The 24,547-nt window shown below is 61.1% G+C and carries 27 protein-coding genes and 4 tRNA genes; 17 read left to right on the top strand and 14 right to left on the bottom strand.

Annotated features, from left to right (window positions below; all coding sequences use genetic code 11):
• Window positions 1-3: 3 nt before the first annotated feature.
• Window positions 4-840: a type I methionyl aminopeptidase gene (gene map, locus AC1D3C_RS08565; RefSeq protein ID WP_038542469.1), complete on the bottom strand. Its 837-nt coding sequence runs from the start codon at window positions 838-840 to the stop codon at window positions 4-6.
• A gap of 175 nt (window positions 841-1,015) precedes the next feature.
• On the opposite strand from map, the gene AC1D3C_RS08560 reads away from it, so the two are divergent.
• A complete protein-coding gene (locus tag AC1D3C_RS08560; protein ID WP_477482582.1) occupies window positions 1,016-1,264 on the top strand; it encodes a type II toxin-antitoxin system Phd/YefM family antitoxin in 249 nt (82 codons plus the stop codon).
• Complete coding sequence (locus tag AC1D3C_RS08555) at window positions 1,254-1,535, top strand: type II toxin-antitoxin system RelE family toxin (RefSeq protein WP_477482581.1); 282 nt, start codon at window positions 1,254-1,256, stop codon at window positions 1,533-1,535. The genes AC1D3C_RS08560 and AC1D3C_RS08555 overlap by 11 nt, the downstream gene beginning before the upstream one ends.
• On the opposite strand, the gene sfsA is transcribed toward AC1D3C_RS08555, so the two are convergent.
• Both sfsA and AC1D3C_RS08545 read right to left on the bottom strand, forming a co-directional pair.
• Window positions 1,511-2,239, bottom strand: a complete 729-nt coding sequence (gene sfsA, locus AC1D3C_RS08550) for a DNA/RNA nuclease SfsA (RefSeq protein WP_477482580.1) — start codon at window positions 2,237-2,239, stop codon at window positions 1,511-1,513. The two genes, AC1D3C_RS08555 and sfsA, sit on opposite strands and share 25 nt — an antisense overlap.
• Before the next feature lie 11 nt (window positions 2,240-2,250).
• On the bottom strand, window positions 2,251-4,110 hold the full coding sequence (locus AC1D3C_RS08545) for a PHA/PHB synthase family protein (RefSeq protein WP_477482579.1): 1,860 nt from the start codon (window positions 4,108-4,110) through the stop codon (window positions 2,251-2,253).
• 123 nt (window positions 4,111-4,233) lie between these two features.
• Between AC1D3C_RS08545 and AC1D3C_RS08540 the strand changes: the two genes are divergently transcribed.
• The 5 genes from AC1D3C_RS08540 to recJ all read left to right on the top strand — a co-directional run bounded on the left by AC1D3C_RS08540 (window position 4,234) and on the right by recJ (window position 9,734).
• On the top strand, window positions 4,234-4,635 hold the full coding sequence (locus tag AC1D3C_RS08540) for a hypothetical protein (RefSeq protein ID WP_038542480.1): 402 nt from the start codon (window positions 4,234-4,236) through the stop codon (window positions 4,633-4,635).
• 162 nt (window positions 4,636-4,797) lie between these two features.
• On the top strand, window positions 4,798-6,015 hold the full coding sequence (locus AC1D3C_RS08535) for an LL-diaminopimelate aminotransferase (protein WP_038542482.1): 1,218 nt from the start codon (window positions 4,798-4,800) through the stop codon (window positions 6,013-6,015).
• A 63-nt stretch (window positions 6,016-6,078) separates the two neighbouring features.
• On the top strand, window positions 6,079-7,401 hold the full coding sequence (locus AC1D3C_RS08530; protein ID WP_477482578.1) for a homoserine dehydrogenase: 1,323 nt from the start codon (window positions 6,079-6,081) through the stop codon (window positions 7,399-7,401).
• A gap of 205 nt (window positions 7,402-7,606) precedes the next feature.
• Window positions 7,607-7,813: a hypothetical protein gene (locus tag AC1D3C_RS08525; protein WP_247136842.1), complete on the top strand. Its 207-nt coding sequence runs from the start codon at window positions 7,607-7,609 to the stop codon at window positions 7,811-7,813.
• An 88-nt stretch (window positions 7,814-7,901) separates the two neighbouring features.
• Window positions 7,902-9,734: a single-stranded-DNA-specific exonuclease RecJ gene (gene recJ / locus AC1D3C_RS08520; RefSeq protein WP_477482577.1), complete on the top strand. Its 1,833-nt coding sequence runs from the start codon at window positions 7,902-7,904 to the stop codon at window positions 9,732-9,734.
• Between the two features lie 53 nt (window positions 9,735-9,787).
• On the opposite strand, the gene AC1D3C_RS08515 is transcribed toward recJ, so the two are convergent.
• From AC1D3C_RS08515 to gloA, 4 genes are all read right to left on the bottom strand, one after another.
• Window positions 9,788-9,862 (bottom strand) — tRNA-Glu (locus tag AC1D3C_RS08515).
• A 159-nt stretch (window positions 9,863-10,021) separates the two neighbouring features.
• A tRNA-Glu gene (locus AC1D3C_RS08510) sits at window positions 10,022-10,096 on the bottom strand.
• A 121-nt stretch (window positions 10,097-10,217) separates the two neighbouring features.
• Window positions 10,218-10,721, bottom strand: coding sequence for a hypothetical protein (locus AC1D3C_RS08505; RefSeq protein ID WP_247136844.1), 504 nt, complete (start codon window positions 10,719-10,721; stop codon window positions 10,218-10,220).
• Between the two features lie 221 nt (window positions 10,722-10,942).
• Window positions 10,943-11,383: a lactoylglutathione lyase gene (gene gloA / locus AC1D3C_RS08500; protein ID WP_038542492.1), complete on the bottom strand. Its 441-nt coding sequence runs from the start codon at window positions 11,381-11,383 to the stop codon at window positions 10,943-10,945.
• Window positions 11,384-11,607: 224 nt separating this feature from the next.
• Here gloA and AC1D3C_RS08495 point away from each other — a divergent pair, with 224 nt between their 5' ends.
• The 5 genes from AC1D3C_RS08495 to AC1D3C_RS08475 all read left to right on the top strand — a co-directional run bounded on the left by AC1D3C_RS08495 (window position 11,608) and on the right by AC1D3C_RS08475 (window position 13,309).
• Window positions 11,608-12,186, top strand: coding sequence for a cold-shock protein (locus tag AC1D3C_RS08495; protein ID WP_037084473.1), 579 nt, complete (start codon window positions 11,608-11,610; stop codon window positions 12,184-12,186).
• Entirely contained in the window at window positions 12,186-12,665 is a 480-nt protein-coding gene (locus AC1D3C_RS08490) for a DUF192 domain-containing protein (protein ID WP_477482576.1), read from the top strand. The genes AC1D3C_RS08495 and AC1D3C_RS08490 overlap by 1 nt, the downstream gene beginning before the upstream one ends.
• A gap of 90 nt (window positions 12,666-12,755) precedes the next feature.
• A tRNA-Pro gene (locus AC1D3C_RS08485) sits at window positions 12,756-12,832 on the top strand.
• 51 nt (window positions 12,833-12,883) lie between these two features.
• Window positions 12,884-13,189: an ETC complex I subunit gene (locus AC1D3C_RS08480; protein ID WP_038542496.1), complete on the top strand. Its 306-nt coding sequence runs from the start codon at window positions 12,884-12,886 to the stop codon at window positions 13,187-13,189.
• Between the two features lie 43 nt (window positions 13,190-13,232).
• A tRNA-Arg gene (locus AC1D3C_RS08475) sits at window positions 13,233-13,309 on the top strand.
• 64 nt (window positions 13,310-13,373) lie between these two features.
• Here AC1D3C_RS08475 and AC1D3C_RS08470 read toward each other — a convergent pair.
• Window positions 13,374-13,676 carry a hypothetical protein gene (locus tag AC1D3C_RS08470; protein ID WP_477482575.1) on the bottom strand — a complete coding sequence of 101 codons (303 nt, stop codon included), beginning with the start codon at window positions 13,674-13,676 and terminating at the stop codon, window positions 13,374-13,376.
• A 334-nt stretch (window positions 13,677-14,010) separates the two neighbouring features.
• On the opposite strand from AC1D3C_RS08470, the gene AC1D3C_RS08465 reads away from it, so the two are divergent.
• Window positions 14,011-14,667 (top strand): hypothetical protein, encoded by a 657-nt coding sequence (locus AC1D3C_RS08465; protein ID WP_477482574.1) that lies wholly within the window; start codon window positions 14,011-14,013, stop codon window positions 14,665-14,667.
• 49 nt (window positions 14,668-14,716) lie between these two features.
• Here the strand turns inward: AC1D3C_RS08465 and AC1D3C_RS08460 are convergent, their stop codons facing one another.
• The 4 genes from AC1D3C_RS08460 to AC1D3C_RS08445 form a co-directional block, all read right to left on the bottom strand.
• Window positions 14,717-15,490, bottom strand: a complete 774-nt coding sequence (locus tag AC1D3C_RS08460) for an amino acid ABC transporter ATP-binding protein (RefSeq protein WP_038542553.1) — start codon at window positions 15,488-15,490, stop codon at window positions 14,717-14,719.
• 48 nt (window positions 15,491-15,538) lie between these two features.
• The gene (locus tag AC1D3C_RS08455; protein WP_477482687.1) at window positions 15,539-16,660 is read right to left on the bottom strand and encodes an amino acid ABC transporter permease; all 1,122 of its coding nucleotides are present in this window, start codon (window positions 16,658-16,660) and stop codon (window positions 15,539-15,541) included.
• Between the two features lie 40 nt (window positions 16,661-16,700).
• Window positions 16,701-17,894, bottom strand: a complete 1,194-nt coding sequence (locus AC1D3C_RS08450; protein ID WP_477482573.1) for an amino acid ABC transporter permease — start codon at window positions 17,892-17,894, stop codon at window positions 16,701-16,703.
• A gap of 114 nt (window positions 17,895-18,008) precedes the next feature.
• Entirely contained in the window at window positions 18,009-19,034 is a 1,026-nt protein-coding gene (locus AC1D3C_RS08445; RefSeq protein ID WP_038542559.1) for an amino acid ABC transporter substrate-binding protein, read from the bottom strand.
• Between the two features lie 364 nt (window positions 19,035-19,398).
• Between AC1D3C_RS08445 and AC1D3C_RS08440 the strand changes: the two genes are divergently transcribed.
• Window positions 19,399-20,589 (top strand): cystathionine beta-lyase, encoded by a 1,191-nt coding sequence (locus AC1D3C_RS08440; RefSeq protein WP_477482572.1) that lies wholly within the window; start codon window positions 19,399-19,401, stop codon window positions 20,587-20,589.
• Here AC1D3C_RS08440 and AC1D3C_RS08435 read toward each other — a convergent pair whose 3' ends face one another.
• Both AC1D3C_RS08435 and AC1D3C_RS08430 read right to left on the bottom strand, forming a co-directional pair.
• Window positions 20,590-21,753 (bottom strand): FAD-dependent monooxygenase, encoded by a 1,164-nt coding sequence (locus AC1D3C_RS08435; RefSeq protein WP_477482571.1) that lies wholly within the window; start codon window positions 21,751-21,753, stop codon window positions 20,590-20,592.
• A gap of 13 nt (window positions 21,754-21,766) precedes the next feature.
• Window positions 21,767-22,012 (bottom strand): zinc-finger domain-containing protein, encoded by a 246-nt coding sequence (locus tag AC1D3C_RS08430; RefSeq protein WP_007758304.1) that lies wholly within the window; start codon window positions 22,010-22,012, stop codon window positions 21,767-21,769.
• A 171-nt stretch (window positions 22,013-22,183) separates the two neighbouring features.
• Between AC1D3C_RS08430 and AC1D3C_RS08425 the strand changes: the two genes are divergently transcribed.
• From AC1D3C_RS08425 to AC1D3C_RS08415, 3 genes are all read left to right on the top strand, one after another.
• Complete coding sequence (locus tag AC1D3C_RS08425) at window positions 22,184-22,972, top strand: alpha/beta fold hydrolase (protein ID WP_477482570.1); 789 nt, start codon at window positions 22,184-22,186, stop codon at window positions 22,970-22,972.
• A gap of 116 nt (window positions 22,973-23,088) precedes the next feature.
• On the top strand, window positions 23,089-23,910 hold the full coding sequence (gene cysE / locus AC1D3C_RS08420) for a serine O-acetyltransferase (protein ID WP_038542567.1): 822 nt from the start codon (window positions 23,089-23,091) through the stop codon (window positions 23,908-23,910).
• 166 nt (window positions 23,911-24,076) lie between these two features.
• A complete protein-coding gene (locus AC1D3C_RS08415) occupies window positions 24,077-24,280 on the top strand; it encodes a DUF3126 family protein (RefSeq protein WP_038542569.1) in 204 nt (67 codons plus the stop codon).
• The last annotated feature ends 267 nt before the right edge of the window (window positions 24,281-24,547 follow it).

The raw sequence follows: 24,547 nt of genomic DNA, 5'->3' as shown, positions 1-24,547 counted from the left end.
CCGTTACCTCGAAAGCGGTGGCAGGCCGGGCCGGTCGAAGCCCCCCGGCGAGAGGGTGAAAATCTCGCAGCCGGTGGCGGTGACGCCGATCGCGTGTTCGTATTGCGCCGACAGCGACCGGTCGCGGGTAACCGCGGTCCAGCCGTCGGAAAGCACCTTCACATGCGGCTTGCCGAGATTGATCATCGGCTCGATGGTGAAGATCATCCCTTCCTTCATTTCCGGACCTTCGTCGGCGCGACCGTAATGGAGGATGTTCGGCGAGTCGTGGAAAAGCCGGCCGACACCATGGCCGCAGAAATCGCGCACCACCGAGCAGCGTTCCGCTTCCGCATAGGTCTGGATCGCTTCTCCGATCGCCCCGGTGCGGGCGCCGGGACGGACTGCCTCGATGCCGCGCATCAGGCATTCATAGGTGACTTCGAGCAGGCGCTCGGAGGCGCGCTTGATTTGGCCCACCGGATACATGCGGCTCGAATCCCCGTGCCAGCCGTCGAGGATATAGGTGACGTCGATATTGACGATATCGCCTTCCCGCAAAGGCTTGTCATCCGGAATGCCGTGGCAGACGACGTGATTGATCGAGGTGCAGGAGGATTTCGTGTAACCGCGATAATTCAGCGTCGCCGGCAACGCACCATGGTCCATGCCGAATTCGAAAACGAAGCGATCGATGGCATTGGTGGTGACGCCGGGCTGCACGATCGCCGCAAGCTCATCGAGGCAGCGCGCCGTCAGCAGGCACGCCTTGCGCATGCCGGCAAAGTCGTCCGCAGTATAGAGCCGGATCGCGCCCGTGTTTTTAAGGGGGGCGGAAACCGCCTCGATATAGTTGACCATGGTTCTTCTCTCGCAATCTCTCCGTTCATAAAGCAGCCGGCCCCGGTTCGTCCATGGCGATCGGAGATTTCAGCGCTTTTCTTCCCGACAATCCGAACGAGTAGATTTGAAACGAGCCTTTTAAAGTGCTTCTTATGGGTCTATACAAGGTGCGAATTGGAGCATTGGAGCCACCATGGTCAGCATCGTCCTCGCCGAAGTTACCGCCAGCGTGTCCGAGCTGAAGCGCAACCCGATGGGTACCGTCGCAGCAGGAGACGGAGCTCCTGTCGCCATCCTCAATCGCAACGAGCCCGCCTTCTACTGCGTGCCTGCAAAGGCTTACGAAGCGATGATGGACCGGTTGGAAGACCTTGAGCTCAATGCACTTGCCGACAGCCGGGCAGGCGAGACCGTCATCAAGGTAATGCTGGATGAGCTATGAGCTCGCGTTTCTGGATGTTGCGCTGAAGGAATGGCGCAAGCTCGACTCGAATATCCGCGAGCAGTTCAAGAAGAAATTGGCCGAATGCCTCGAAAATCCGCGCGTCGCTGCCGCCCAGCTTCATGGATCCAAGGACCGCTACAAAATTAAGCTGAGCTCCATCGGCTATCGCCTCGTCTATGAAGTTCGCGATACGCAACTGATCGTCTTGGTAGTCGCCGTCGGCAGACGGGATCGAGATGCGGTCTACAAAGCGGCCGAAAAACGATAGCCGAGATCTTCGATCGGGATCAGCCCCGACGGCGCGATTTCCTCCGGCGAAACGTGGCAATCGACGGCATAGGCCTCAACGCCGCGGGACTTGGCGCGCTCGAAGGCGAGCGCATAGAATGGGTCGAGATCTCCGCAGATACGGAAACGCGAACAGTCGTGCCGCTGGATGAGATAAATCATCACCGCCCGGTGACCGGCCTCCGCCATGTCGCCCAGCTCTTCCAGGTGTTTGGCACCGCGCTTGGTAACGGTATCGGGGAATTCCGCCAGCCCCGGCTCACGGCAGAAGTGGACGTTCTTGACCTCCACATAGGCATTCGGCAGATCGCTGCCCAGAAGCAGGAAGTCGATGCGCGAATTGCGGCCGTAGCGCTGTTCACGCAGGATCGTCTCGTAACCGGCAAGGCTCGGAATCAGCCCGGCGTGGATCGCTTCTTCGGTGAGCCGGTTTGGCAGGCCGGTATTGATGCCGACGCGCTCGCCGTCCACCTCGACCATCTCGAACATGTGCCGGTATTTGCGGGTGGGGCTGTCGTGCAGCGACAGCCAGATCTTCGAGCCTGGCGTCGTCAGCCCTCGCATCGAGCCGGTATTGGGGCAGGAGCCGGTAAACGGCGTGCCGTCCTCCAGCACGGCGTCGAACAGGAAGCGCTTGTAGCGTTGCAGGAGTGTCGCAGGCACGAGCGGCGGATCAAAACGCATCGGGATTAGGATCAGACGCGTTCGAGCACGTAGGTGCCGGGCGCATCGGCGATCGCATTGAGCGCCTTGCCGCCGGGCTTGCGGGCCGGCACGCGCTCGTCGTCCTTTGCCTCGACCCAGGCGTGCCAGTGCGGCCACCAGGATCCCTTGTTTTCCTCGGCACCCGTAAGCCAGTCTTCGTATTGGCCCTCGGCCTTGTCGCCGGTCCAGTACTGGTATTTCTGCTTGTCGGGCGGGTTGACGACGCCGGCGATATGGCCCGAGCCGGTCAGCACGAAATCCACCGGCCCGCCGAACAGCGAGGAGCCGAGGAAGACCGATTTCGGCGGCGCGATATGGTCTTCCCGGGTGGCGAGATTGTAGACCGGGATCTTGATGTCCTTGAGCGAGATCGTCTTGCCGGCGAGCTTCATCTCGCCCTTGCTGAGCGTGTTGTCGAGATAGCAGTTGCGCAGGTAATAGGCGTGGTTGGCAGCCGCCATCCGTGTGCTGTCGGAATTCCAGTAGAGCAGGTCGAAGGGCATCGGTTCCTTGCCCTTGAGGTAGTTGCTGACCACGTAGGGCCAGATCAGTTCAGAGGCGCGCAGCATGTTGAAGGCGGTGGCCATCTTCGAACCGTCGAGATAGCCGACGGCATTCATCTGCTTTTCCATCGCCGCGATCTGTTCCTCGTCGACGAACACCTTGAGATCGCCCGCATGGGTGAAATCCACCTGGGTGGTGAGGAAGGTCGCCGATGCGATGCGGCTGTTCTTCTTCTGTGCGTGATAAGCAAGCGTTGCGGCAAGCAGCGTTCCGCCGACGCAATAACCGATCGCATTGACCTGGCGTTCGCCGGTAGCCTTCTCGACCGTGGTCAGCGCGAAGTCGATCCCTTCGCGCATGTAGGATTCCCAGTCCTTCTTCGCATGGCGTTCATCCGGATTGACCCAGGAGATCACGAAGACCGTATGGCCCTGGTCGACGCACCACTTGATGAAGCTCTTCTGAGGGTTGAGGTCGAGAATGTAGAACTTGTTGATCCACGGCGGGCAGATGAGGAGAGGGCGCTTCAGCACCGTTTCCGTCGAGGGTTCGTACTGGATGACCTCGCAGACCTCGCTCTGGGCGATCACCTTGCCCGGCGTCAGCGCCATGTTGCGGCCGATCGCGAACTTGGTCGCGTCGGTATGGCGCAGTCTCAGGTCGCCACCTCCGGCCGCGATGTCCTCTGCGAACATCTTCATGCCGGCCACCAGGTTGGCACCGTTGCTGGCGACCGTCTCGCGATACACCTCCGGATTGGTGAGAGCGAAATTGGCCGGCGAAAGGGCAGCCGTCACCTGCTTCACGTAGAAGGCGGCCTTGTGGCGCGTGTGCTCGTCGAGCCCTTCGGCTTCGGTGACCAGCTTGTCGGCCCAGGAGGCGGTGACGAGATAGAGCTGCCGGAGGAGGGCGAAGAACGGGTTCTTCATCCAGTCATCGTCGGCGAAACGTTTGTCTTTCGGCAGGGTATCGGCTTCGGGAGCGACCGGCTGGCCGGAGAATTGGCCCGAAAACTGATTGAGCGTACGCGTCCAGATGCCGATATAGCTGGAGAAGAGCAAGGTCTGCGCCTCGAGCGTCCGCTTCGGATCCGAAATCCAGTATTCCGTGACCTTGGAAAGGGTCTTCACGAGGTCTGTCACCGGGTCCGCGACCGAATCGCCGATCTCGCCGCGTTCGCGGGGGCCGAGCCATTCCGATGCCGCCTTGCCCAGGTTTTCGAGCGCCCTGGCGAAGTTCATGGCGAGCGCCTGCGGGTCCTTGACCACATAGGCCTCGACCGATTTGGGGTCGAATCCCGGAAATTCCTGGCCGGTCCGCCCGTTATCCTCGGTCTTTTCCGCCACGCGCGACCTCCCCACAGTTTGTTAGTTGTTTTCGTTTGTACATTGTGCCTGAAAGCGAATACAAGTGCCAGCGATCGGCGCCTTCAGGTGCATTTGGCCGATGACGGAAACTGGGTTACGGAAATGGAAAAACTGAGGCATCGGGTCGGCAGCTTACCGCTTTTCATCGGTCTTGGCGCGCTCTCTCTGCTGGCCGGCTGCAACAGCAGCACTTTTGCTCTGGATGACGGTATTCCGAACACCGCACCGCCGGCCGTCGTCGTCCAAAGCAAGAACGCGCCGCCACCCGGTCCGGTCACCAAGCAGAACACCGGTGTCTATCCGAGCTTCGATCCGACGCTGCGCGCTGCGGCCGAGCAGATCGAGGACGAGGATTACAACAAGAGCGAGCCGCGCCTTGCGTCGCTCGCTCGCCTGCGCAGATCGGGTTCGATCTCGGAAGCCGAATATCAGCGCCGGGTCGCCGAATACCGCAAGCTTGCCGCCGAGCACGGCAAGGACGCATTGGCGCATATCGCCAAGTAGCCCATGTCGCCAAGTCGTCCGGGCAAACCAAGTCATCCGGGCCACCCGATATCGGCAATTAGCACTTGCGTTTCGGCGCTTTTGGTCGCAAAGCAAAAAATCGCCAATCATGCGACACCGGCGCGTCGCGTCTGACGCTGCGCGCCTTCCACGGGGAGAAAGATGGAAGAGTTTCATAAAGTCCGACGCCTGCCGCCATACGTCTTCGAACAGGTTAACCGTTTGAAGGCAAGCGCGCGAGCGGGTGGCGCGGACATTATCGATCTCGGCATGGGCAATCCCGACCTTCCGACCCCGAAGGCGATCGTCGACAAGCTGTGCGAAGTGGTCCAGGACCCGCGCACCCACCGTTATTCGTCATCCAAGGGTATTCCCGGCCTTCGCCGTGCCCAGGCTGCCTATTATGCCCGCCGTTTCGGCGTGAAGCTCAACCCGGATACCCAGGTCGTTGCGACGCTTGGCTCCAAGGAAGGCTTCGCCAATATGGCGCAGGCGATCACAGCACCGGGCGACGTTATTCTCTGCCCCAATCCCACCTATCCGATCCATGCCTTCGGCTTCCTGATGGCCGGCGGCGTGATCCGCTCGATGTCGGTCGAGCCGGATGACAGCTTCTTTCCGCCGCTCGAACGCGCGGTAAAACATTCGATCCCGAAGCCGCTGGCGCTGATCCTCAACTACCCGTCCAACCCGACGGCGCATGTCGCCTCGCTGGACTTCTATAAGGAGGTGGTGAGCTTCGCGAAGAAGCACGACATCATCGTGCTGTCGGACCTTGCCTATTCGGAAATCTATTTCGACGGCGAACCGCCACCGTCCGTGCTGCAGGTGCCCGGCGCGATGGATATCGCCGTCGAGTTCACCTCGATGTCGAAGACCTTCTCCATGCCCGGCTGGCGCATCGGCTTTGCGGTCGGCAATGAGCGTCTGATCTCGGCGCTGACCCGCGTCAAGTCGTACCTCGATTACGGCGCCTTTACGCCGATCCAGGTCGCCGCGACCCACGCACTCAACGGTGACGGTTCCGACATCGCCGAAGTCCGCAACGTTTACAAGCGCCGCCGCGACGTGATGGTCGACTCCTTCGGCAAGGCCGGTTTCGAAGTGCCGCCGCCGGCAGCCACCATGTTCGCCTGGGCAAAGATCCCGGAAAAGTTCCGCCACCTCGGCAGCCTCGAATTCTCCAAGCTGCTGGTCGAGAAGGCGGACGTCGCGGTCGCGCCGGGCATCGGCTTCGGCGAGATGGGCGACGACTATGTTCGTCTGGCGCTGGTCGAGAACGAACACCGCATCCGCCAGGCGGCCCGCAACATCAAGAAGTTCCTGTCGACGGCCGACGAGACGATGCACAACGTCATCTCGCTCAACACACGCCGTTGATCGGACCAGCATTTCCGGCGGCCCGCGTGGGCCGCCACCTCCCAGGCAATCAGGAAGAATAGCATGGCAGACGCCCTCAAAGTCGGCATTGCGGGTCTCGGCACTGTGGGTGCCTCGCTCGTCCGGATCATCCAGACCCGCGCGAATGAATTGGCAACGACGTGCGGCCGTGCGATCGAGATCACGGCAGTGACGGCACGCGACAGGTCGCGCGACCGCGGCATCGATATTTCCGGCATCGCCTGGTTCGACACGCCTGAAAAGATGGCCAACGAGGCCGACATCGACGTCTTTGTGGAACTGATGGGCGGCGCCTCGGGTGCTGCCGCCGATTCCGTAAAGGCAGCGCTGACGCGTGGTCTCCATGTGGTGACGGCCAACAAGGCACTGCTTGCAGCGTCCGGTGTCGAACTTGCCAAGATCGCCGAAGAGAAAAGCGTCCTTCTCAATTTCGAAGCAGCCGTCGCCGGCGGCATTCCGGTCATCAAGGCGCTTCGCGAGTCGCTGACCGGCAATACCGTGTCGCGCGTCTACGGCATCATGAACGGCACCTGCAACTACATCCTGACGCGGATGGAGAAGGAAGGCCTGTCGTTTGCCGATTGCCTCAAGGAAGCCCAGCGGCTTGGTTACGCAGAGGCTGATCCGGCCTTCGACATCGAGGGCAACGACACGGCCCACAAGCTCGCAATCCTGACGACGCTCGCCTTCGGCACTCAGATCGCCGCCGACGAGATCTATCTGGAAGGTATCAGCAATATCTCGATCGAGGACATCCATGCGGCAGCCGATCTCGGCTACCGCATCAAGCTGCTCGGCGTTGCCCAATTGACCGACAGCGGCATCGAGCAGCGCGTTCATCCGACCATGGTGCCGCATGACTCGGTCATCGCCCAGGTCGACGGCGTCACCAATGCGGTGGCGATCGAATCCGATATCCTCGGCGAACTGCTGATGGTCGGCCCCGGCGCCGGCGGCAACGCGACCGCTTCCGCCGTTCTTGGCGATATCGCTGATATCGCCAAGAGCAGCCCCGGCGCCCAGCGCGTTCCGGTCCTCGGCACTCCGGCCGCCTCGCTTGCGCCCTACAAGCGCGCCCGCATGCAGAGCCATGAGGGCGGCTATTTCATCCGCCTGACGGTCGCCGACCGCACCGGCGTCTTTGCCAGCATCGCCGCCCGCATGGCGGAGAACGGCATCTCGCTGGAATCGATCATGCAGCGATCCAAGCCGGATGCGGCGGCTGACACGCCGAAGACGATCATCCTCGTCACCCACGCGACCACCGAGGATTCGGTCCGCAAGGCGGTCGATGCCATCAAGGCCGAGAGCTACCTCGTCGGAGAGCCCCAGGTGATTCGCATCGAGCGGCCCAAGGCTTTTTAAGAAAGCGGGCCGCTTCGAAAAGCGGATGCGGCTGTTTCCTGTGGGTAACCCCGGAACCTTTCGGGAACATCTTCGAAAACAAAGGCCGCAAAGGCTCTCGGACTGGCCGCTCGGAGGCCTCTGGACGTAAATTGCCAATGGCAATCACCGTCGAGGAGGCACTTGCGCGATCGCCATGAATACGCGGGCCGTGAAGACGCGAAACTTGAACACGCGGAACAAGGGATACCGGCTGCGGCTCGGTGGAGCCTGCCCCAAGCCACATGGCTCGCCGCCCACCCATCGCATCCACGCCAACGATCAGCCGGGCGGAGACGAGTTTGCAGGACGGCGCAGTTTCGCTTTCCTGCTGGTATTCTTCGCGATGGCTGCAGGTATCAGCGGCTCCGCATTCGTCTGGTCGATGCTGTGATCGGCCGGTTACCGAAAGATAGCCCGATCCGCCCGGTGATCCCGTCAAATCGATTCCTCTTGCTCTCGCGATACGCTAGAAGCGCTCCATGACCAGAATTTTCTCCGCGCTTTCGTCCACGGCGGAAACGGTTGATCCCGTCCCGCGCGCATTCCTCGGCGTCGAACGCTCCGCGGGCGACCAGCGCTGGGTGTCGCGCCTCGATCAGGCGGCCCAGAACCGGGCCTTGGCGATCGCCCAGATCCACGGCATCCCCGATCTCGTCGCGCGAGTGCTCGCTGGCCGTGGCGTTACGCTCGACGATGCTCCCGCCTTCCTCGACCCGACCATCCGCTCGCTGATGCCGGATCCTTACACCCTCACCGATTGCGAAAAGGCGGTGCTGCGGCTCGCCGATGCGATCGCCCGGCAGGAGAAGGTAGCGATCTTCGGCGATTACGACGTCGACGGCGCGTCCTCTTCAGCCTTGCTCTACCGGTTCCTCCGCCATTTCGGCGTCGAGGCGGAAATCTATATTCCCGACCGCATCTTTGAAGGCTACGGCCCCAACCCGACGGCGATCCGTCAGTTGATCGCCAACGGCGCCAGCCTCATCGTTACCGTCGATTGCGGCTCCACCAGCCATGACGCGCTTGCCGCGGCGCGTGATGAGGGCTGCGACGTCGTGGTTATCGACCACCACCAACTCGGCCACGAGCTGCCGCCATGCCTGGCGCTCGTCAACCCGAACCGCGAGGACGACCTCTCGGGCCAGGGCCATCTCTGCGCCGCCGGCGTTGTCTTCCTGGTACTGGTCGCCGCTGCGCGCCACATGCGGCAAATTGGCGATCCGCGCGCCGGATCGCTCGATCTGCTCGCCTGGCTCGACATCGTCGCGCTGGCCACCGTCTGCGACGTGGTGCCGCTGAAGGGTCTCAATCGCGCCTACGTGGTCAAGGGCCTGCTTGCAGCCCGCCACATGGGCAATGCCGGGCTTTCGGCGCTGTTCCGTAAGGCAGGCCTTGGCGGCCCGGTGACGCCCTATCATTTCGGCTTCCTGATCGGCCCGCGCATCAATGCCGGCGGACGCATCGGCGATGCAGCGCTCGGCAGCCGACTGCTGACGCTGGAAGACCCAATCGAAGCCGAGGTGATCGCCGCTCGGCTGGACGAACTCAACCGCGAGCGTCAGGCCATGGAGGCTGCCATGCTCGCGGAGGCGGAAGCCGAAGTGCTGGCCGAATACGGCAACGGCGAGGGAGCCAATGTCATCGTCACGGCGCGTGACAAATGGCATCCCGGCATCGTCGGGCTGATCGCGGCGCGGCTGAAGGAGAAATTCAAGCGCCCGGCTTTTGCGATCGCTTTCGATCCGTCCGGCAGGGGCACCGGGTCCGGCCGTTCGATCAACGGCTTCGACATGGGCCGGATGGTCCGCGCTGCGGTGGACTCAGGTTTGCTCGTCAAGGGTGGCGGCCACGCCATGGCGGCGGGGCTCACGGTCGAGCGTAGCAATCTCGGCCGTCTGCGCGCCTTCTTCGAGGAAATGGCGGGCGAGGGCGTGCCGTCGCTGGTCGCAAATCACGTGCTGAAGATCGATGGCGCACTTTCGGCTTCCGGCGCGACGCTCGAACTTTTCGACCAGCTCGAACAGGCAGGGCCCTATGGTTCCGGCCATTCGCAGCCCGTTTTCGCGATCCCTGCCCACCGGCTGAAGGATGCCCGCCTCGTCGGCACCGCGCATATCAAGGTGACGCTGGAGGCGGCCGACGGCTCACGGCTCGAAGGGATTGCTTTCCGGGCCGCCGAAACGCCGCTCGGCAATATGCTGCTGAATTCCAGGGGGGCGCAGATCCACGCCGCCGGCTGCCTCAGCGCCGACCAATGGCAGGGCACGCGCCGGATGCAGCTTCGCTTGCTCGACGCCGTGAAGGCGCAGTAAGGAGGCGTGTCAATTTTTTTGGGATGGGATCCGCTTTTGCGGTGAGAGAGAAGTGGCACGCCCTAGGGGAGTCGAACCCCTCTTCCCAGAATGAAAATCTGGTGTCCTAACCGATAGACGAAGGGCGCGTGCGCTTCGTGGTGGCGCCCTTATAGTCAGGGCGTTTCTATCCCGCAAGCGCAAAATTGCATTTTCGGACGCTTGCGAACGCAAAAAATCGCGCCGCCGCCAAACGACGTGCGACAGCTGGATATGGAAATGAAAACAAAAGCTTGGGGAGAAAGAAGTGGCACGCCCTAGGGGAGTCGAACCCCTCTTCCCAGAATGAAAATCTGGTGTCCTAACCGATAGACGAAGGGCGCCTGCGCTTCGTGGCGCTCTTATAGAGAGGGGATTTCTTTCCCGCAAGCGTCAAAGCCATCTTTTTTACAAAAAAATGACGGCCTTTTTGCCGCGGCCTACTCACGCGAAAAAGGCGCTGAATCAGCAGCTTAAAGGAGTGCCCTGGGCGTCGGCCCCGCAGGCTGCAGCGTGCGTGGCCTGCGGCGTGCTGTAGACACTGGCGGTGGTGGCGTTGAAATTCCGCCTCGGCAGGTTGGCCGGAACCGGACCATCGCCGGATGGTCCGGCAGCGGCCATCGGCGGGTTTGATGAAAAGATCGTGCCGCTATCGGCGCGCACGCCGGTCGGCTGTGTCGCAAGACCGGCGATCGAGGCTTGCTGAGGCTGTGCAGGCGCCGGCGGGAACGTATTTTCCGCAGTGGGCACGGCAGACGCCGCCGGTGTCTGGGCCTGCTGCGCCGAGCCCTTGGCAATCGCCGGATCGACATAACGGCTAGCGGCGGTGGTGCCGCCCTTGGCAAGGATGCCCTTGGCGCTCGCCGGTACCGTGGTGCGCGGCGCGGGCGTCGTGGCGTCAGCCGTCTTTTTCGTGGTGGTGCAGCCGCCAAGCATCAACGCAGAAAGGCAGGCGATCGCCAGCGTCATGCGGACATTCGAACAAAGGAAAGGCGTTTTCGGCAAGATGTGCCCCCGTCAGCTCGTCTCGCGCACGTCATGTCGCGAATCATCATCTTGAGAACATCTCGCGGAAGCGCGGCATGGGCAAGCCGGCCGGGGCAGGCGGGTCGTGACGAGGTTAGCCTGGGGCAAGGTTGGGGGAAGGAACGCGGCGGTTGCATAAAAAGAAGCCGCCGCGTTGAAAAATCCTACCAGCTGCCGATATTCGGTGCAGAAGCCCAGGGTTCGGCGACAGGCAGGTTGTCGCCTTTCTGAAGGAGTTCGATCGAAATGCCGTCCGGCGAGCGGATAAAAGCCATCCGGCCTTCGCGCGGCGGACGATTGATGATGATGCCGTTGTCCGAAAGATGCTGGCAGAAATCGTAGATGTTATCGACCTCATAGGCGAGGTGACCGAAGTTGCGACCGCCGGTATAATCCTCGGTGTCCCAATTGTAGGTCAGCTCGACGCAGGGAGCGAGAACGTCCTTGGCGTCGCTGAGATCGTCGGGGGCCGCAAGAAAGACCAGCGTGAAGCGGCCCTTCTCGTTGTCGCTGCGACGAACTTCCTTGAGGCCGAAGACCGTCGTGTAGAAATGAAGCGAGGCGTCCAGGTCTTTCACCCGGACCATGGTATGAAGATAACGCATTATGGTGTCTCCCTCCGACAAGGCCAATCGCCGATGAACCCCTTATGTGGGTGCGCGTTGGATATGGCGCAGACGCCAGCCTCGAGCAAGCCACTCTAGATAGAGATGAAGGTGGATAAAGCCAAGGCAGGGACTTGCGCTAAATGGTTAGCAAGATGTTAATCTATCCTCTGAGAATCAGTTGATCGTCACGTCGTAACGCGTAATCGAGGGGCCGACAGGATATGGCAGACAGAATGTCATCGAAAGACGTTGGCAGTTTCGAAGAGCTTCCGGGCGAGCCGGTCGAGCTGATCGAAATCACCGGCGTCGTCAAATGGTTCGATGTGGCGAAGGGGTTCGGCTTCATCGTTCCCGACAACGGCATGCAGGATGTGCTTCTGCACGTCACCTGCCTTCGCCGCGACGGATACCAGACCATTCTGGAGGGCACGCGCATCGTCGCGATGATCCAGAAGCGGGATCGCGGCTACCAGGCCTTCCGCATCCTCTCCATGGACCAGTCCACCGCCGTCCACCCGTCGGATCTTCCACCGGTGCGCACTCACGTGCAGGTGACTGCGACCAGCGGTCTGGAACGGGCTCTGGTGAAGTGGTTCAACCGCACCAAGGGTTTCGGCTTCCTGACGCGCGGCGAGGGGACGGAAGACATCTTCGTGCATATGGAAACGCTGCGCCGCTTCGGCCTCACCGAGCTGCGCCCCGGCCAGGTCGTGCTGGTCCGTTTCGGGCCGGGTGACAAGGGCCTGATGGCGGCGGAAATCCATCCCGACAATCCAAATCCCGTGAGCCGGTCGCACTGATGCGTATCTCGTTTCCAGCATTTCTCAAAAGCGCCCTTGCGGCGCTTTTTCTTATCTTGGCAGGCGGTGCGGTTGCGCAGGACGTGACCTTCCCGCGCGACGATCTGTCGATCAAGACCGCCGCCGGCCAGACCTACAAGTTCACGATCGAACTCGCTTTCACCGATGCGCAGCGTGAGCGCGGACTGATGTACCGCAAGGTGATGGCGCCGGATGCCGGCATGCTCTTCGATTTCGGCACGCCGCGACCGGTCTCCATGTGGATGGAGAACACCATCCTTCCCCTCGACATGCTGTTCATCCAGGGCGACGGCACGATCTCGCATATCCGCGAGAACGCCGTGCCCTATGCGCGCGACATCATCGATTCGCACGGTCCGGTGAAATTCGTGCTGGAGCTCAATGCCGGCCGCTCGAAGGCGCTCGGGATCAAGGTGGGCGACAAGGTGATCAGCAAACGCATCGGCAATCAGTGGTAATTTTCAAACTCTTGGCTTCAGAATGGCCAAGGGTCCATTTTGCAGTTGCGGCACAAGGGGGAACCGTGTATCTCGCAACCACCGTAGGAACGGAGTGTAGCGCAGCCTGGTAGCGCATCTGGTTTGGGACCAGAGGGTCGGGAGTTCGAATCTCTCCACTCCGACCATGCTTTTGGGTGAGGCTCCTTATCCGTTCCATTCCATGGAGCGTTACAGGAATGGCCGCCAAGATCTATCGTCCCGCAAAGACCGCCATGCAGTCCGGCAAGGCGAAGACCCATCTCTGGGTGCTGGAATTCGACCAGGAACAGCCGCGTCGCATCGATCCGATCCTTGGCTACACCTCCTCCGGCGACATGAAACAGCAGCTTCGCCTGACCTTCGAAAGCCAGGAACAGGCCGAAGCCTATGCCAAGCGCGAAGGCATCGAATACCGCGTCATCCAGCCGAAGGATCCGAATCGCCAGATCGTTTCCTACACCGACAATTTCCGCTTCAGCCGCACCCAGCCCTGGACGCATTGATTTTTTAGCCGCTCGGGCTTTCCCGGGCGCTGCTGCCGAGATCGGCCCCTTAGCTCAACTGGATAGAGCAGCTGCCTTCTAAGCAGCAGGTCGCAGGTTCGAGTCCTGCAGGGGTCGCCAAGCTTTATTGCTGAAATCGTTGGATTTTCTGTCATGTTTCGCAGCCGGAGACTGATCCGCGCGACTACCTGACATAATAAACAGACACACCCACCGGGTAGGCATAGACGCCCCGGTAGAAGAATCCATTGCGATACAAACACCCTCGCAACCGCACGGCGGGCAGACTGACCTCGGCGATTGCTCCTGCCTCTGCCAGACCGGCTTCTGGAAGGCATCGCGCCAGCGCCCTGTTGTACGCCTGCATAAGTTGAGGGCTGCTTTCCACGGGCACTGCTCCGTAGAGCTGCAAATTCGACCGAGCTTCTGCCACCATCGGCGTGAAGATCAGGCTAAGCGCCACGCCCATTGCGAGCTTGAGGTTCATCTGTTCGCTCTCCGCTTGATACGATGCCGCGTTGAACGCGATGTCAGGCGATTTGTTCCTAAGCTCCTTGAAAGGCAGTCCGCGGCTGCCGTCGAAAGTAGCTGGGGCTCACGAAATCCTATTCTTGCCGCATTGCGGATTCGGAATGGCCGCATTGTTTCGTATTATGTGTGATGTCAGTTCCGTAGCGTCAGGCGCGCGGAAGGCAGACCGGCGATCTTGCGGCCACAGGCCTCGGCAAACGCCTTCAACACATTGAAATGGTTTTCATTCGGGCAGTTCCGACTGCCCGGACCCCTTGCATTGTTTTTGAGCCTTCGAGTGGGGATTTGATATGAACAGGATATTGTCTGCCGGCGCAGTTCTTGCGCTTGCGTCTTTTTTGACGGCTGGCCCGGGGTTTGCGGAGGATAAGCCGCTGATCTGGAAGCCGATCCGCAATTCCGACACCAGCTATTCCGTTAAGCTCGGCCTGAAGCTGCCGACTCGGCTCGAAACCGAGGCCGGCATCTCGATGGGTGTCGATACGACGACGAGTGGCACGCCGGTCGACACGCCGATCAAGTTCTGGAGCAATTTCACAGCGCAAAAGATCCAGACGCCCGCCTATCAGCTGAACCGCGGCATCGGCGTCGATCTCGACGGCAATACCGGCAGCGCCGGGATCACCATGAATTATTACGAAAAGGAGATCGCGACCCCGACGATCGATATCGAAAGGCGCAGCAGCTACGGCATGCGTTATGACGGGGCGTCGGGAGAGTGGCGCGGCGTCGATGCCAGCCAGTCGGTTAGCCTGTTGCACAGCCCAAGCCGCACGGCGCTGGTCGGCCGGGCAAGCGGCAGTAACGGTTTTCGCACGGTCGGGGCAGGCGTCGCCGTCGAAAAGACGCTCGGCCGATACATGACCCTCAGCGGCGCGCTGGACCGGACGTCGGACGCGCCCGATCCGGTTGCAAGCGTCAACGCCCGTTATTCCTTCCGCTGGTGAAACGAAAACGGGGCGCCGAAGCGCCCCATGATTGCATCTCCAAGCCGGGTCAGTGCAGGATCTGGCTGAGGAAGAGTTTCGTGCGCTCGTGCTGCGGATTGTCGAAGAATTCGGCCGGTGAGTTCTGTTCGACGATCTGGCCCTGGTCCATAAAAATCACCCGGTGGGCGACCTGACGGGCAAAGCCCATTTCGTGGGTGACGCACAGCATGGTCATGCCCTCTTCGGCAAGGCTCACCATCGTATCCAGCACTTCCTTGACCATTTCCGGATCGAGTGCCGAGGTCGGCTCGTCGAACAGCATGATCTTCGGTTTCATGCACAGCGAGCGGGCGATCGCCACGCGCTGCTGCTGGCCACCAGAGAGCTGGCCCGGATATTTGTTGGCCTGTTCCGGGATCTTGACGCGGGCGAGATAATGCATGGCGATCTCTTCCGCCTGCTTCTTCGGCATCTTGCGGACCCAGATCGGCGCCAGCGTGCAGTTTTCCAGGATCGTCAGGTGCGGGAAGAGGTTGAAGTGCTGGAACACCATGCCGACTTCGCGGCGCACTTCGTCGATCTTCTTCAGGTCGTTGGTGAGCTCGATGCCGTCGACGATGATGTTGCCGGCCTGGTGTTCCTCAAGGCGATTGATGCAGCGGATCATCGTCGACTTGCCGGAGCCGGACGGGCCGGCAATGACGATGCGCTCGCCCTTCATCACCTTCAGGTTGATGTCGCGCAGCACGTGGAAATCGCCGTACCACTTGTTCATGCCGATGATTTCGACGGCAACGTCGGTAGCCGAGACGGTCATTTTTTTGGGTTGGGCGTCTGCCATTTATATCCCCTTAGTTATCGTTTGTGGCTAGGCACAGCTTCAGGCCAGCTATCGCTTCAGGTTGGTGTCGAGGTGCCGCTCCATGAAGGCGGAGTAGCGCGACATGCCGAAGCAGAACAGCCAGAAGATGAAGCCTGCGAAGATGAGGCCGGTGATCGGTGTGACCGGGCTGATCCAGGTCGTGTCGGTGAAGTTCAACTGCACGATCCCGAGAAGATCGAACATGCCGATGATCGATACCAGCGACGTATCCTTGAAGAGGCCGATGAAGGTGTTGACGATGCCCGGAATGACCAGTTTCAGCGCCTGCGGCATGATGATCAGCCGGATCTTCTGCCAGTAGCTGAGGCCGAGCGAATCGGCGCCTTCGAACTGTCCTTTCGGAATTGCCTGCAGGCCGCCGCGAACGACTTCGGCCATGTAGGCGGAGGCGAAGATCGCCACGCCGACCAGTGCGCGCAGGAAATTGTCGATCGTCCAGCCGGTCGGCAGGAAGAGCGGCAGCATCACGTTCGCCATGAACAGCACCGTGATCAGCGGCACGCCGCGGATGACCTCGATGAAGGTGACGCAGATGACCCGGATCACCGGCATCGTCGAGCGTCGTCCGAGCGCCAGCAGAATGCCGACGGGGAGGGAGACGGCAATGCCGACGAAGGACAGGATGAGCGTCACCATCAGACCGCCCCACAGCGGGGTTTCGACCTTCTGGAGCCCGAACGCGCCGCCATGCAGCAGGAAGAATGCGACGATCGGCAGGCCGACGAAGAGCAGCAGCGCGTTCAGGCCCTTGCGAGGCAGCTTCGGCATCAGGATCGGCACGAGAAGGGCGATGAACAGGATCGCCACCAGCATCGGCCGCCAGCGTTCGTCCAGCGGATAACGCCCGAACATGAATTGCTGGAAACGATCGCCGACGAACGCCCAGCAGGCGCCGCTCCAGCCGTTCGGCTTGATGCCGCCCTGCACGGCGGTGGTGCAGAACGAACGGTCCGTCCCGAACCAGGCCGCCTGGACGAACAGCCAGTTGATCATGCCCGGCAGGATCCAGACCAGAAGCGCAACCGCAAGGATCGTCAGCGCGGCGTCTTTCGGCGTGGCCAGAAGGTTGATGCGGATCCAGCCCGAGGCGCTCCTGGTGCTGAGCGGAGCGGGTGCGGGGGCGATCATCTCCGGGCGGACATAGGCAAGGTTTTTCGTGTTCATGATCTTACCTCTCCACCAGGGCCATTTTGGAGTTGAACCAGTTCATGAACAGCGAGGTCGTGATACTGATGCTGAGATAAACGGCGAGCCAGATCGACACGATTTCGATCGCTTGTCCGGTCTGGTTCATCGTCGTGCCGCCGGTTGCGACCAGTTCCGGAAAGCCCACGGCAATGCCGAGCGACGAGTTTTTCGTAAGGTTGAGATATTGACTGGTCAGCGGCGGGATGATCACCCGCATTGCCTGCGGTACGACAACGAGGCGGGTCGTGGTGGCGGGCTGCAAGCCGAGTGCCGCGGCCGCTTCGCTTTGCCCCTTGGCGACGGCCCGGATGCCGGCGCGGATCGTCTCAGCGATGAAGGAGGCGGTATAGAAGGACAGGGCCAGATAGAGGGCCACGAATTCCGGGGCGATTACCGATCCGCCGGAGAGGTTGAAGCGGCCCGCGATCGGGAAATCGAAGGTCAGCGGAGCACCGGCGGCAAGGAAGACGAGGACCGGCAGGCCGACGATCAGCCCGACCGCCGTCCAGATCGTGTGGAACTGCTTGCCGGTGCGCATCTGCCGCTGTTTTGCCCAGCGCGCGACGAAGAAAGTCGCAACGATAGCGACCAGCAGCGCGATGGGGATGACCCATGCGGCGTCACCCCAGACGGGCCTTGGGAAGGCCAGCCCGCGGTTGTTGAGCACCATGCCGAGCGGCAGTTTGACCGAGTCCCGAACCTGTGGCAGGGACGAAAGCACGCCCTTGTACCAGAAGAAGATGATCAGCAGCACCGGAATGTTGCGGAAGACTTCCACATAGACGGTGCAGAGTTTTGCGATCAGCCAGTTCTTCGAAAGACGCCCGATACCGATGATGAAGCCGATGGTGGTCGCGGTGATGATACCGAAGAATGCCACCAGGATCGTATTGAGAAAACCGACGAGGATGGCGCGCCCGTAGGTCGAATCGCTCGAATAGTCGATAAGCGAAGCGCCGATGTCGAAACCGGCGCGGCCTTTGAGGAACTGATATCCGGAAGCGGTACCGGAGCGCGCAAGGTTGGCGACGGTATTGTCGAAAATCGACCAGCCGACGCCGACGACGATGACGAGCGTGAGGATCTGGAAAAAAATAGCCCGGATCTTTGGGTCGTAGATATAGGATCTGAGAGTTCGCGCTTCGGAAGGCGCAATTGCAGCGTGATCTGTCATGCTGGCCTTTTCCCCTGTGACCTCGTTTTTGAGGTCTTTTTCTTTTTATGCGTTTTTCTTTTTATGCCGGGGATAAGGCGGCCAAGCCGCCTTATCCCGTCTTGGTTTGGCCGATTAACGAACCGGCGGAGCGTATTGCAGGCCGCCCTTGGTCCAGAGCGCGTTCAGCCCGCGCTGGATCTTGAGGGGAGTGTTCTGGCCGATGTTGCGCTCGAACACTTCGCCGTAATTGCCGACGGCCTTGATGATGTTGTAGGCCCAGTCGTTGGTCAGGCCGAGGTCGGTACCGATCTTGGTATCCTTTTCGACGCCGAGGAAGCGGCGGACGTCCGGGTTGGTGGAGGATTTGCGGATGTCATCGACATTGGCCTTGGTGATACCGAACTCTTCAGCCTGCACCAGTGCGTAATGCGTCCACGAAATGATGTCGAACCACTGGTCGTCGCCCTGGCGAACGGCCGGGCCAAGCGGCTCCTTGGAAATGATTTCCGGCAGAATGATGTGCTCATCCGGGTTCGAAAGCGACAGGCGCAGCGAATAGAGGCCGGACTGGTCGGTCGTGTAAACGTCGCAACGGCCTTCCTGATAGGCCTGGTTCACTTCCGGCAGCTTTTCGTAGACGACCGGCTTGTATTCGAGCTTGTTAGCCTTGAAAAAGTCGGCGAGGTTAAGCTCGGTGGTGGTGCCGGACTGAACGCAAACGGCAGCGCCGGAGAGTTCCAGAGCCGACTTCACGTTGAGGCTCTTCGGTACCATGAAGCCCTGACCGTCGTAATAGTTGACGGTACGGAAGTTGAAGCCGAGCGCGGTATCGCGGTTGATCGTCCAGGTCGTGTTGCGGAACAGGACGTCGCCTTCGCCCGACTGCAGCGCCGTGAAGCGGGTCTGCGAGGTGGTCGGGGTGTATTTGGTCTTCGTTGCGTCATTAAAAATGGCAGCAGCAACGGCTTTGCAGTAGTCAACGTCGAAACCGGACCAGTTGCCCGATGCGTCCGGTGCGGCAAAGCCGGCGAGACCGGTGTTGACGACGCACTGAACGAAACCCTTGGACTTGACGGTATCCAGCGTGGCGGCCGATGCCGCCGATGCGAAGCCAAGGACCGCTGCGCCAATCGCGGCTGACAGAAGCGTCTTTTTCATTTTCCCAACCTTTATCTGTGGTTTTCTGTGACTTGATGGCACCAACCGCTCCCCTGTCTTTTCGAATACGGCCGGCCGCCCGCTAACCCTCCCGGTGCAGGCGTTGCTATCTCATTCGCAAAACAACGCAGGGTCAAGTGTCGCCATTTCGAATTGCGTCTGAAATGAGGTAAATTCGTTAACCCGGCTCAGAAAACGCTCAGTTACCTAAAATTTAGGCAACGTATGATCAAAAGAGGTGCGTTTTCCGTGAGATGGAAGGCTGCCTGATGTGACTGATTTAAGCGCCTGTCGCGGGGTTGACCGGACCTTGTTGCGGCGGCAAAACTTTGTGTCTCCATTGCCAAAGAAAGCTCTCCCCGACATGAAAAAGACGAACGAGTCCCTGTTCACCGGCGCTGGCCCCAATACGCGTCTCGCCCATATGGGCAACGACCCGTCCGACTACCACGGTTTTGTCAATCCGCCGGTCGTTCACGCTTCGACCGTGTTGTTTCCCGACGCTGCGACAATGGAGAAGCGGGCACAGAAATACACCTACGGGACCCGCAGCACGCCGACGACAGATGCGCTCTGCGCGGCCTTTGACGAGCTGGAGGGCTCGGCCGGCACCATTCTTGTTCCCTCGGGGCTGGCAGCGATTTCGGTGCCGTTTCTCGCCTATCTCTCGGCCGGCGACCACGCCCTGATCGTCGATTCCGTCTACACGCCGTGCCGTAATTTCTGCAATACGATGCTGAAGCGCCTCGGCGTCTCGATCGAGTATTACGATCCGGAAATCGGCGCCGGCATCGAAACGCTGATCAAGCCGAACACCAGGCTGATCCATACCGAGGCTCCGGGATCCAACACCATGGAGATGCAGGATATCAGGGCGATCGCCGACGTGGCCCATCGGCATGATTGCGTCGTCACCATGGACAATACTTGGGCGACGCCGCTTTATTTCCGGCCGCTCGATTTCGGCGTCGACGTGTCGATCCATGCGACGACGAAATATCCGTCCGGGCATTCGGACATCATCATGGGTTCGGTATCGGCCAACGCCAGGCACTGGCCCAAGCTCGAGGAAGCCCGCATTTCGCTCGGCATCTGCGGCTCACCGGATGATTCCTACCAGATCCTGCGCGGCCTGCGCACCATGGGCGTGCGTCTCGAACATCATCAGAAGAGCGCACTCGATATCGCCACGTGGCTGGAGAGCCGCGACGATGTCGCGCGCGTCCTGCACCCGGCGCTTCCGAGCTTTCCGGGCCACGCGATCTGGAAGCGCGATTTCAAGGGCGCCAGCGGTGTCTTCTCCTTCGTGCTGAAGGCGCAGGGCGACAGGGCGAAAGCCAAGGCGCACGCTTTCCTGGACGCCCTGTCCTTTTTTGGCCTCGGTTATTCCTGGGGCGGTTACGAGAGCCTCGCCGTGCCGGTCAATCTGTCGGACCGCACCATCCGCAAAGCGCCGCCGGAAGGTCCAGTCATTCGCCTGCAGATCGGCCTCGAAGACGTAGCGGACCTGAAGAAGGACCTGGAAATCGGCTTCGCGGCGGCGGCCGAGATCTGATCACCGCGCCTTGAAGCCGTAAAGCCAGTCGAAATCCGCCGCGAGTGATTGCGGCGGACGCAGCGACAGGACGATATCGCGGCCGAGCCGGATCGGGCCGCGGGCGTGATAGGCGAAACGGTTGAACAGGCCGCGGGCGCGAACCTTGGCGATCCGCCCCGTACGTTCGCTCTCGAAATCGGCGAGCGCTTGCGCAAGGGGCAGGGGACCGGCCATCCGGTTTGCGAGTACGAACGCGTCCTCGATCGCCATCGATGCGCCCTGGGCCGCAAACGGCATCATCGCATGCGCCGCATCGCCGATCAGCACCATGTCGCGACCGTTGTGCCAGCGCCCGGCGCCGACCTGGTAGAGCGGCCAGAAAGTCGGCTGTTCGGCCCTTTCGATCAGTTGAACGATGCGCCGGTCCCAGCGATGGAACTGACCGAGCAGCATGCGCCGCTGTGCATCGCTGGCTTGCGCGTCCCAGGTCTTGCCAGGGCTGATGCCGGAGGCGATTGCGACGATGTTGAACCCGTCGATCTCCTTGAGCGGGTAGGCAACCACATGGGTCGACGGCCCGAGAAAGGCGGTGACCTGGCCCGCATCCAGCCAGTCGGGCCTGGCGCTGGCGGGGATTGTGAAGCGCCAGGCAACATTGCGCGAAAAATCCGGCTCCGGGCTGTCCGGTATGTCGGCGCGCAGATTGGACCAGACGCCGTCGGCGCCGACGATCAGGGGATAGGTTCTGCCGGTGATTCCCGCCAGCGTCCCGTGCGGATCCTTGCGGACAGGCGTATCCAGGTGGATGCTACAGAGCGGGTTCTGTTCGACCGCTGCAAGCAATGCCTGTTGAAGCGTGGCGCGGTGCAGGACGCCGTAAGGCGCACCCCAGCGCTCGCGGGCGAAACGCCCGGCCGGCACATGCGCAAGCGGTCTGAGCGATGTCCCCGAGACGAGCGCAATCCGCTCCGGCTCGGTCCAGACGGCCTCGAGCGCGGGCAGGATGCCGAGTTCGGAGAGTACGCGCGAAGCGTTCGGCGATATCTGCAGGCCGGCGCCGACCTCGATCAGGGCGGGTGCCTCCTCGAAAATGTCGCAGGCTATCCCGTGGCGGGCGAAGGCGAGTGCGGCCGTCAGCCCGGCCATGCCGGCGCCGATGATCGCTACTCTTTCAATGGGCATGTCGGAATGCCGATCAGGCGGCCTTGACGTGGAAAACGCAGCCCGGCGGGTCGGTCTGTTCGGCCTTCAGCGACGGATTATAGCGGTAGAGGGTCGAGCAATAGGAGCAGACCTTCTCGTTGTCGTCGCCCATGTCGATGAAGATATGCGGATGGTCGAAGGGAACCGAAGCGCCGGTGCACATGAATTCCTTGACGCCGATCTGGATCAGGCGATGTCCGCCGTCGTTCTGGAAATGGGGAATGCTGTGCCCGGCCATGATGGTCTCCGATACTTGAATGCGGCGCGTCTGATTTGCGCCGGACATTAGCCGCCCGCTTGGGGATTGTGTAGTGGGAAAACCGCCGCAGGCGCGTCGATTTCGTGTCGGGTACGGGTTCAAACGCCGTGGATCATCCCTTATGTTCCCGGCGTCAATGAGGACTGCCCGATGAATCTCAACGCGCCTGCCTTTTCCACGTTTTCCCATGAGGGTCTCGATCTTGCCTATTTCGACGAAGGCGATCCGTCCGGCGACCCGGTGTTGCTCATCCATGGGTTTGCCTCGAGCGCGCTGGTCAACTGGGTCCATCCGGGCTGGCTGAAGACGCTCGGCGATGCGGGTTACCGGGTAATCGCCATGGACAATCGCGGGCATGGAGCAAGCGACAAACCGCGCGATCCGGAAGCCTATCGGCCGTGGGTGATGGCCGAGGATTCGATGGCACTCCTCGATCACTTGAGGATCCCGGAAGCGCATGTCTTCGGATATTCGATGGGCGCCCGCATCTCGGTCTTTTCGGCACTTGCGCATCCGCATCGGATACGTTCCCTGGTCCTCGGAGGTCTCGGCATCGGCATGACCGACGGGGTAGGGGATTGGGACCCGATCGCAGACGCCTTGCTCGCCCCTTCGCTCGATGATGTCAGCCATGCCCGCGGTCGCATGTTCCGCGCCTTCGCCGATCAGACGAAGAGCGACAGGGAGGCTTTGGCCGCCTGTATTCGCGGCTCGAGGGACCTGGTGACCCGCGCCGACATGGGCCGTATCGACGCGCCGACACTGATCGGGGTCGGAACCAAGGACGACATCGCCGGTTCCGCGCAGGAGCTCGCCGCTTTGATGCCACATGCGATTTCCCTCGATATCCCCGGCCGCGACCATATGCTCGCAGTCGGCGACCGGGTGTTCAAGAAGGCGGTTCTGGACTTTTACGCGGAACTCTCCGCAAGGCCGTAGGTTTCTTCATTCTTATGATCAACGGAATGCGATTTTGCGCCCATTGGTCTCGGCGTAAACTTATTCTATATACTGGCCGTACGAAGCTCTGCCGTACGGCAAACGAGGAGACGGCGATGGCCGCGAGAACTGAAATCCGCCAGGAGCCGGTCGCGACGATGGATCCCATCTGGGATACGTTGCGCCAGGAGGCGCGCGCAGCCACCGAGCAGGACCCGCTGCTCGCCGCATTTCTGTATTCTGCCGTGCTCAACCATCGCTCGCTTGAGGAATGCGTCGTGCACCGCATCTGCGAGCGCCTCGCTCATGCGGATATTCCGGACGTCCTCCTGCGCCAGACCTTCATGGAAATGTTGGCCGACTGGCCGGAATGGGGCGCGATCCTGCGTGTCGATATCCAAGCCGTCTACGACCGCGATCCTGCCTGCCTGCGGTTCATGGAGCCGGTTCTCTATTTCAAGGGTTTCCACGCGATCCAGACCCACCGGCTGGCGCATTGGCTGTTCAACCGCGGCCGCCGTGACTTCGCGCTCTATCTGCAGAGCCGCTCCTCCAGCGTCTTCCAGACCGACATCAACCCGGCAGCGCGCATCGGCAAGGGCATCTTTCTCGATCACGCCACCGGCCTGGTGGTCGGCGAGACGGCCGTGATCGGCGATAACGTCTCGATCCTGCACGGCGTGACGCTCGGCGGCACCGGCAAGGAAGGCGCCGACCGCCATCCGAAGATTGCCAACGGCGTCCTCATCGGTGCCGGCGCCAAGATCCTCGGCAATATCGAGGTCGGCTCGTGCTCCCGCGTCGCCGCGGGCTCGGTGGTCCTGAAGGCCGTTCCGCCGAAGTCGACCGTCGCCGGCGTGCCGGCAAAGGTGGTCGGGAGTGCCGGGTGTTCGGAACCGTCGCGCCTGATGGACCAGATTCTCGGGGCTGACGACTGATTCGTCTGCGTTCGCCTTGCCGCTCGCCCGACATCGACGGCTCACGGAATATCGTGAGCCACCGAACATCGGGGAAAGAGCGGCAAAGGCTATTTCTGGCGGCTTTACTTTCGCCTTTGTCCCATGCCAAAAGCGCCGCAACCGAGAACCGCTGACGGAGAGAAACGTGAAACCGGACGAAATCAAGAAGCTCGACGCCTATTTCAAGCGCGTGATCAATCCGCAGGCGATCGTCAAGGCGCGTCCGCGCAAAGACGACTCGGCCGAAGTTTACCTCGGTGACGAGTTTCTCGGCGTCGTCTACATCGATGACGAGGATGGCGACCGCTCTTACAATTTTTCCATGGCAATTCTCGACGTCGATCTCTAATCGAACCGACCGCGACACCTCAGGGCGGGCTCACAGGCCCGCTTTTTGATTCGTGCGGAGGGCACCGCCAGGTGGAAAGAAAATGGCTGCGGCGTTTTTGCGCGGCGGTGTGCTATGTGCTGATATATCTTCGCAAAATCAGAAGCCTGATCGATCCATGCATTTGCATAGAGCCGATTGCAACCAAAGGTGATTTTGCGCCGCACAAATCAGCCTTGACTTTTATCCGTAGGCCGCTTTCAATCAGCAAATACGAATAGAACAAAG

This window comes from Neorhizobium sp. P1_A6 (genome assembly GCF_056406795.1).
Note: the sequence above shows the minus strand (reverse complement) of the source record. Positions and strands in the feature narration are given on the sequence as shown.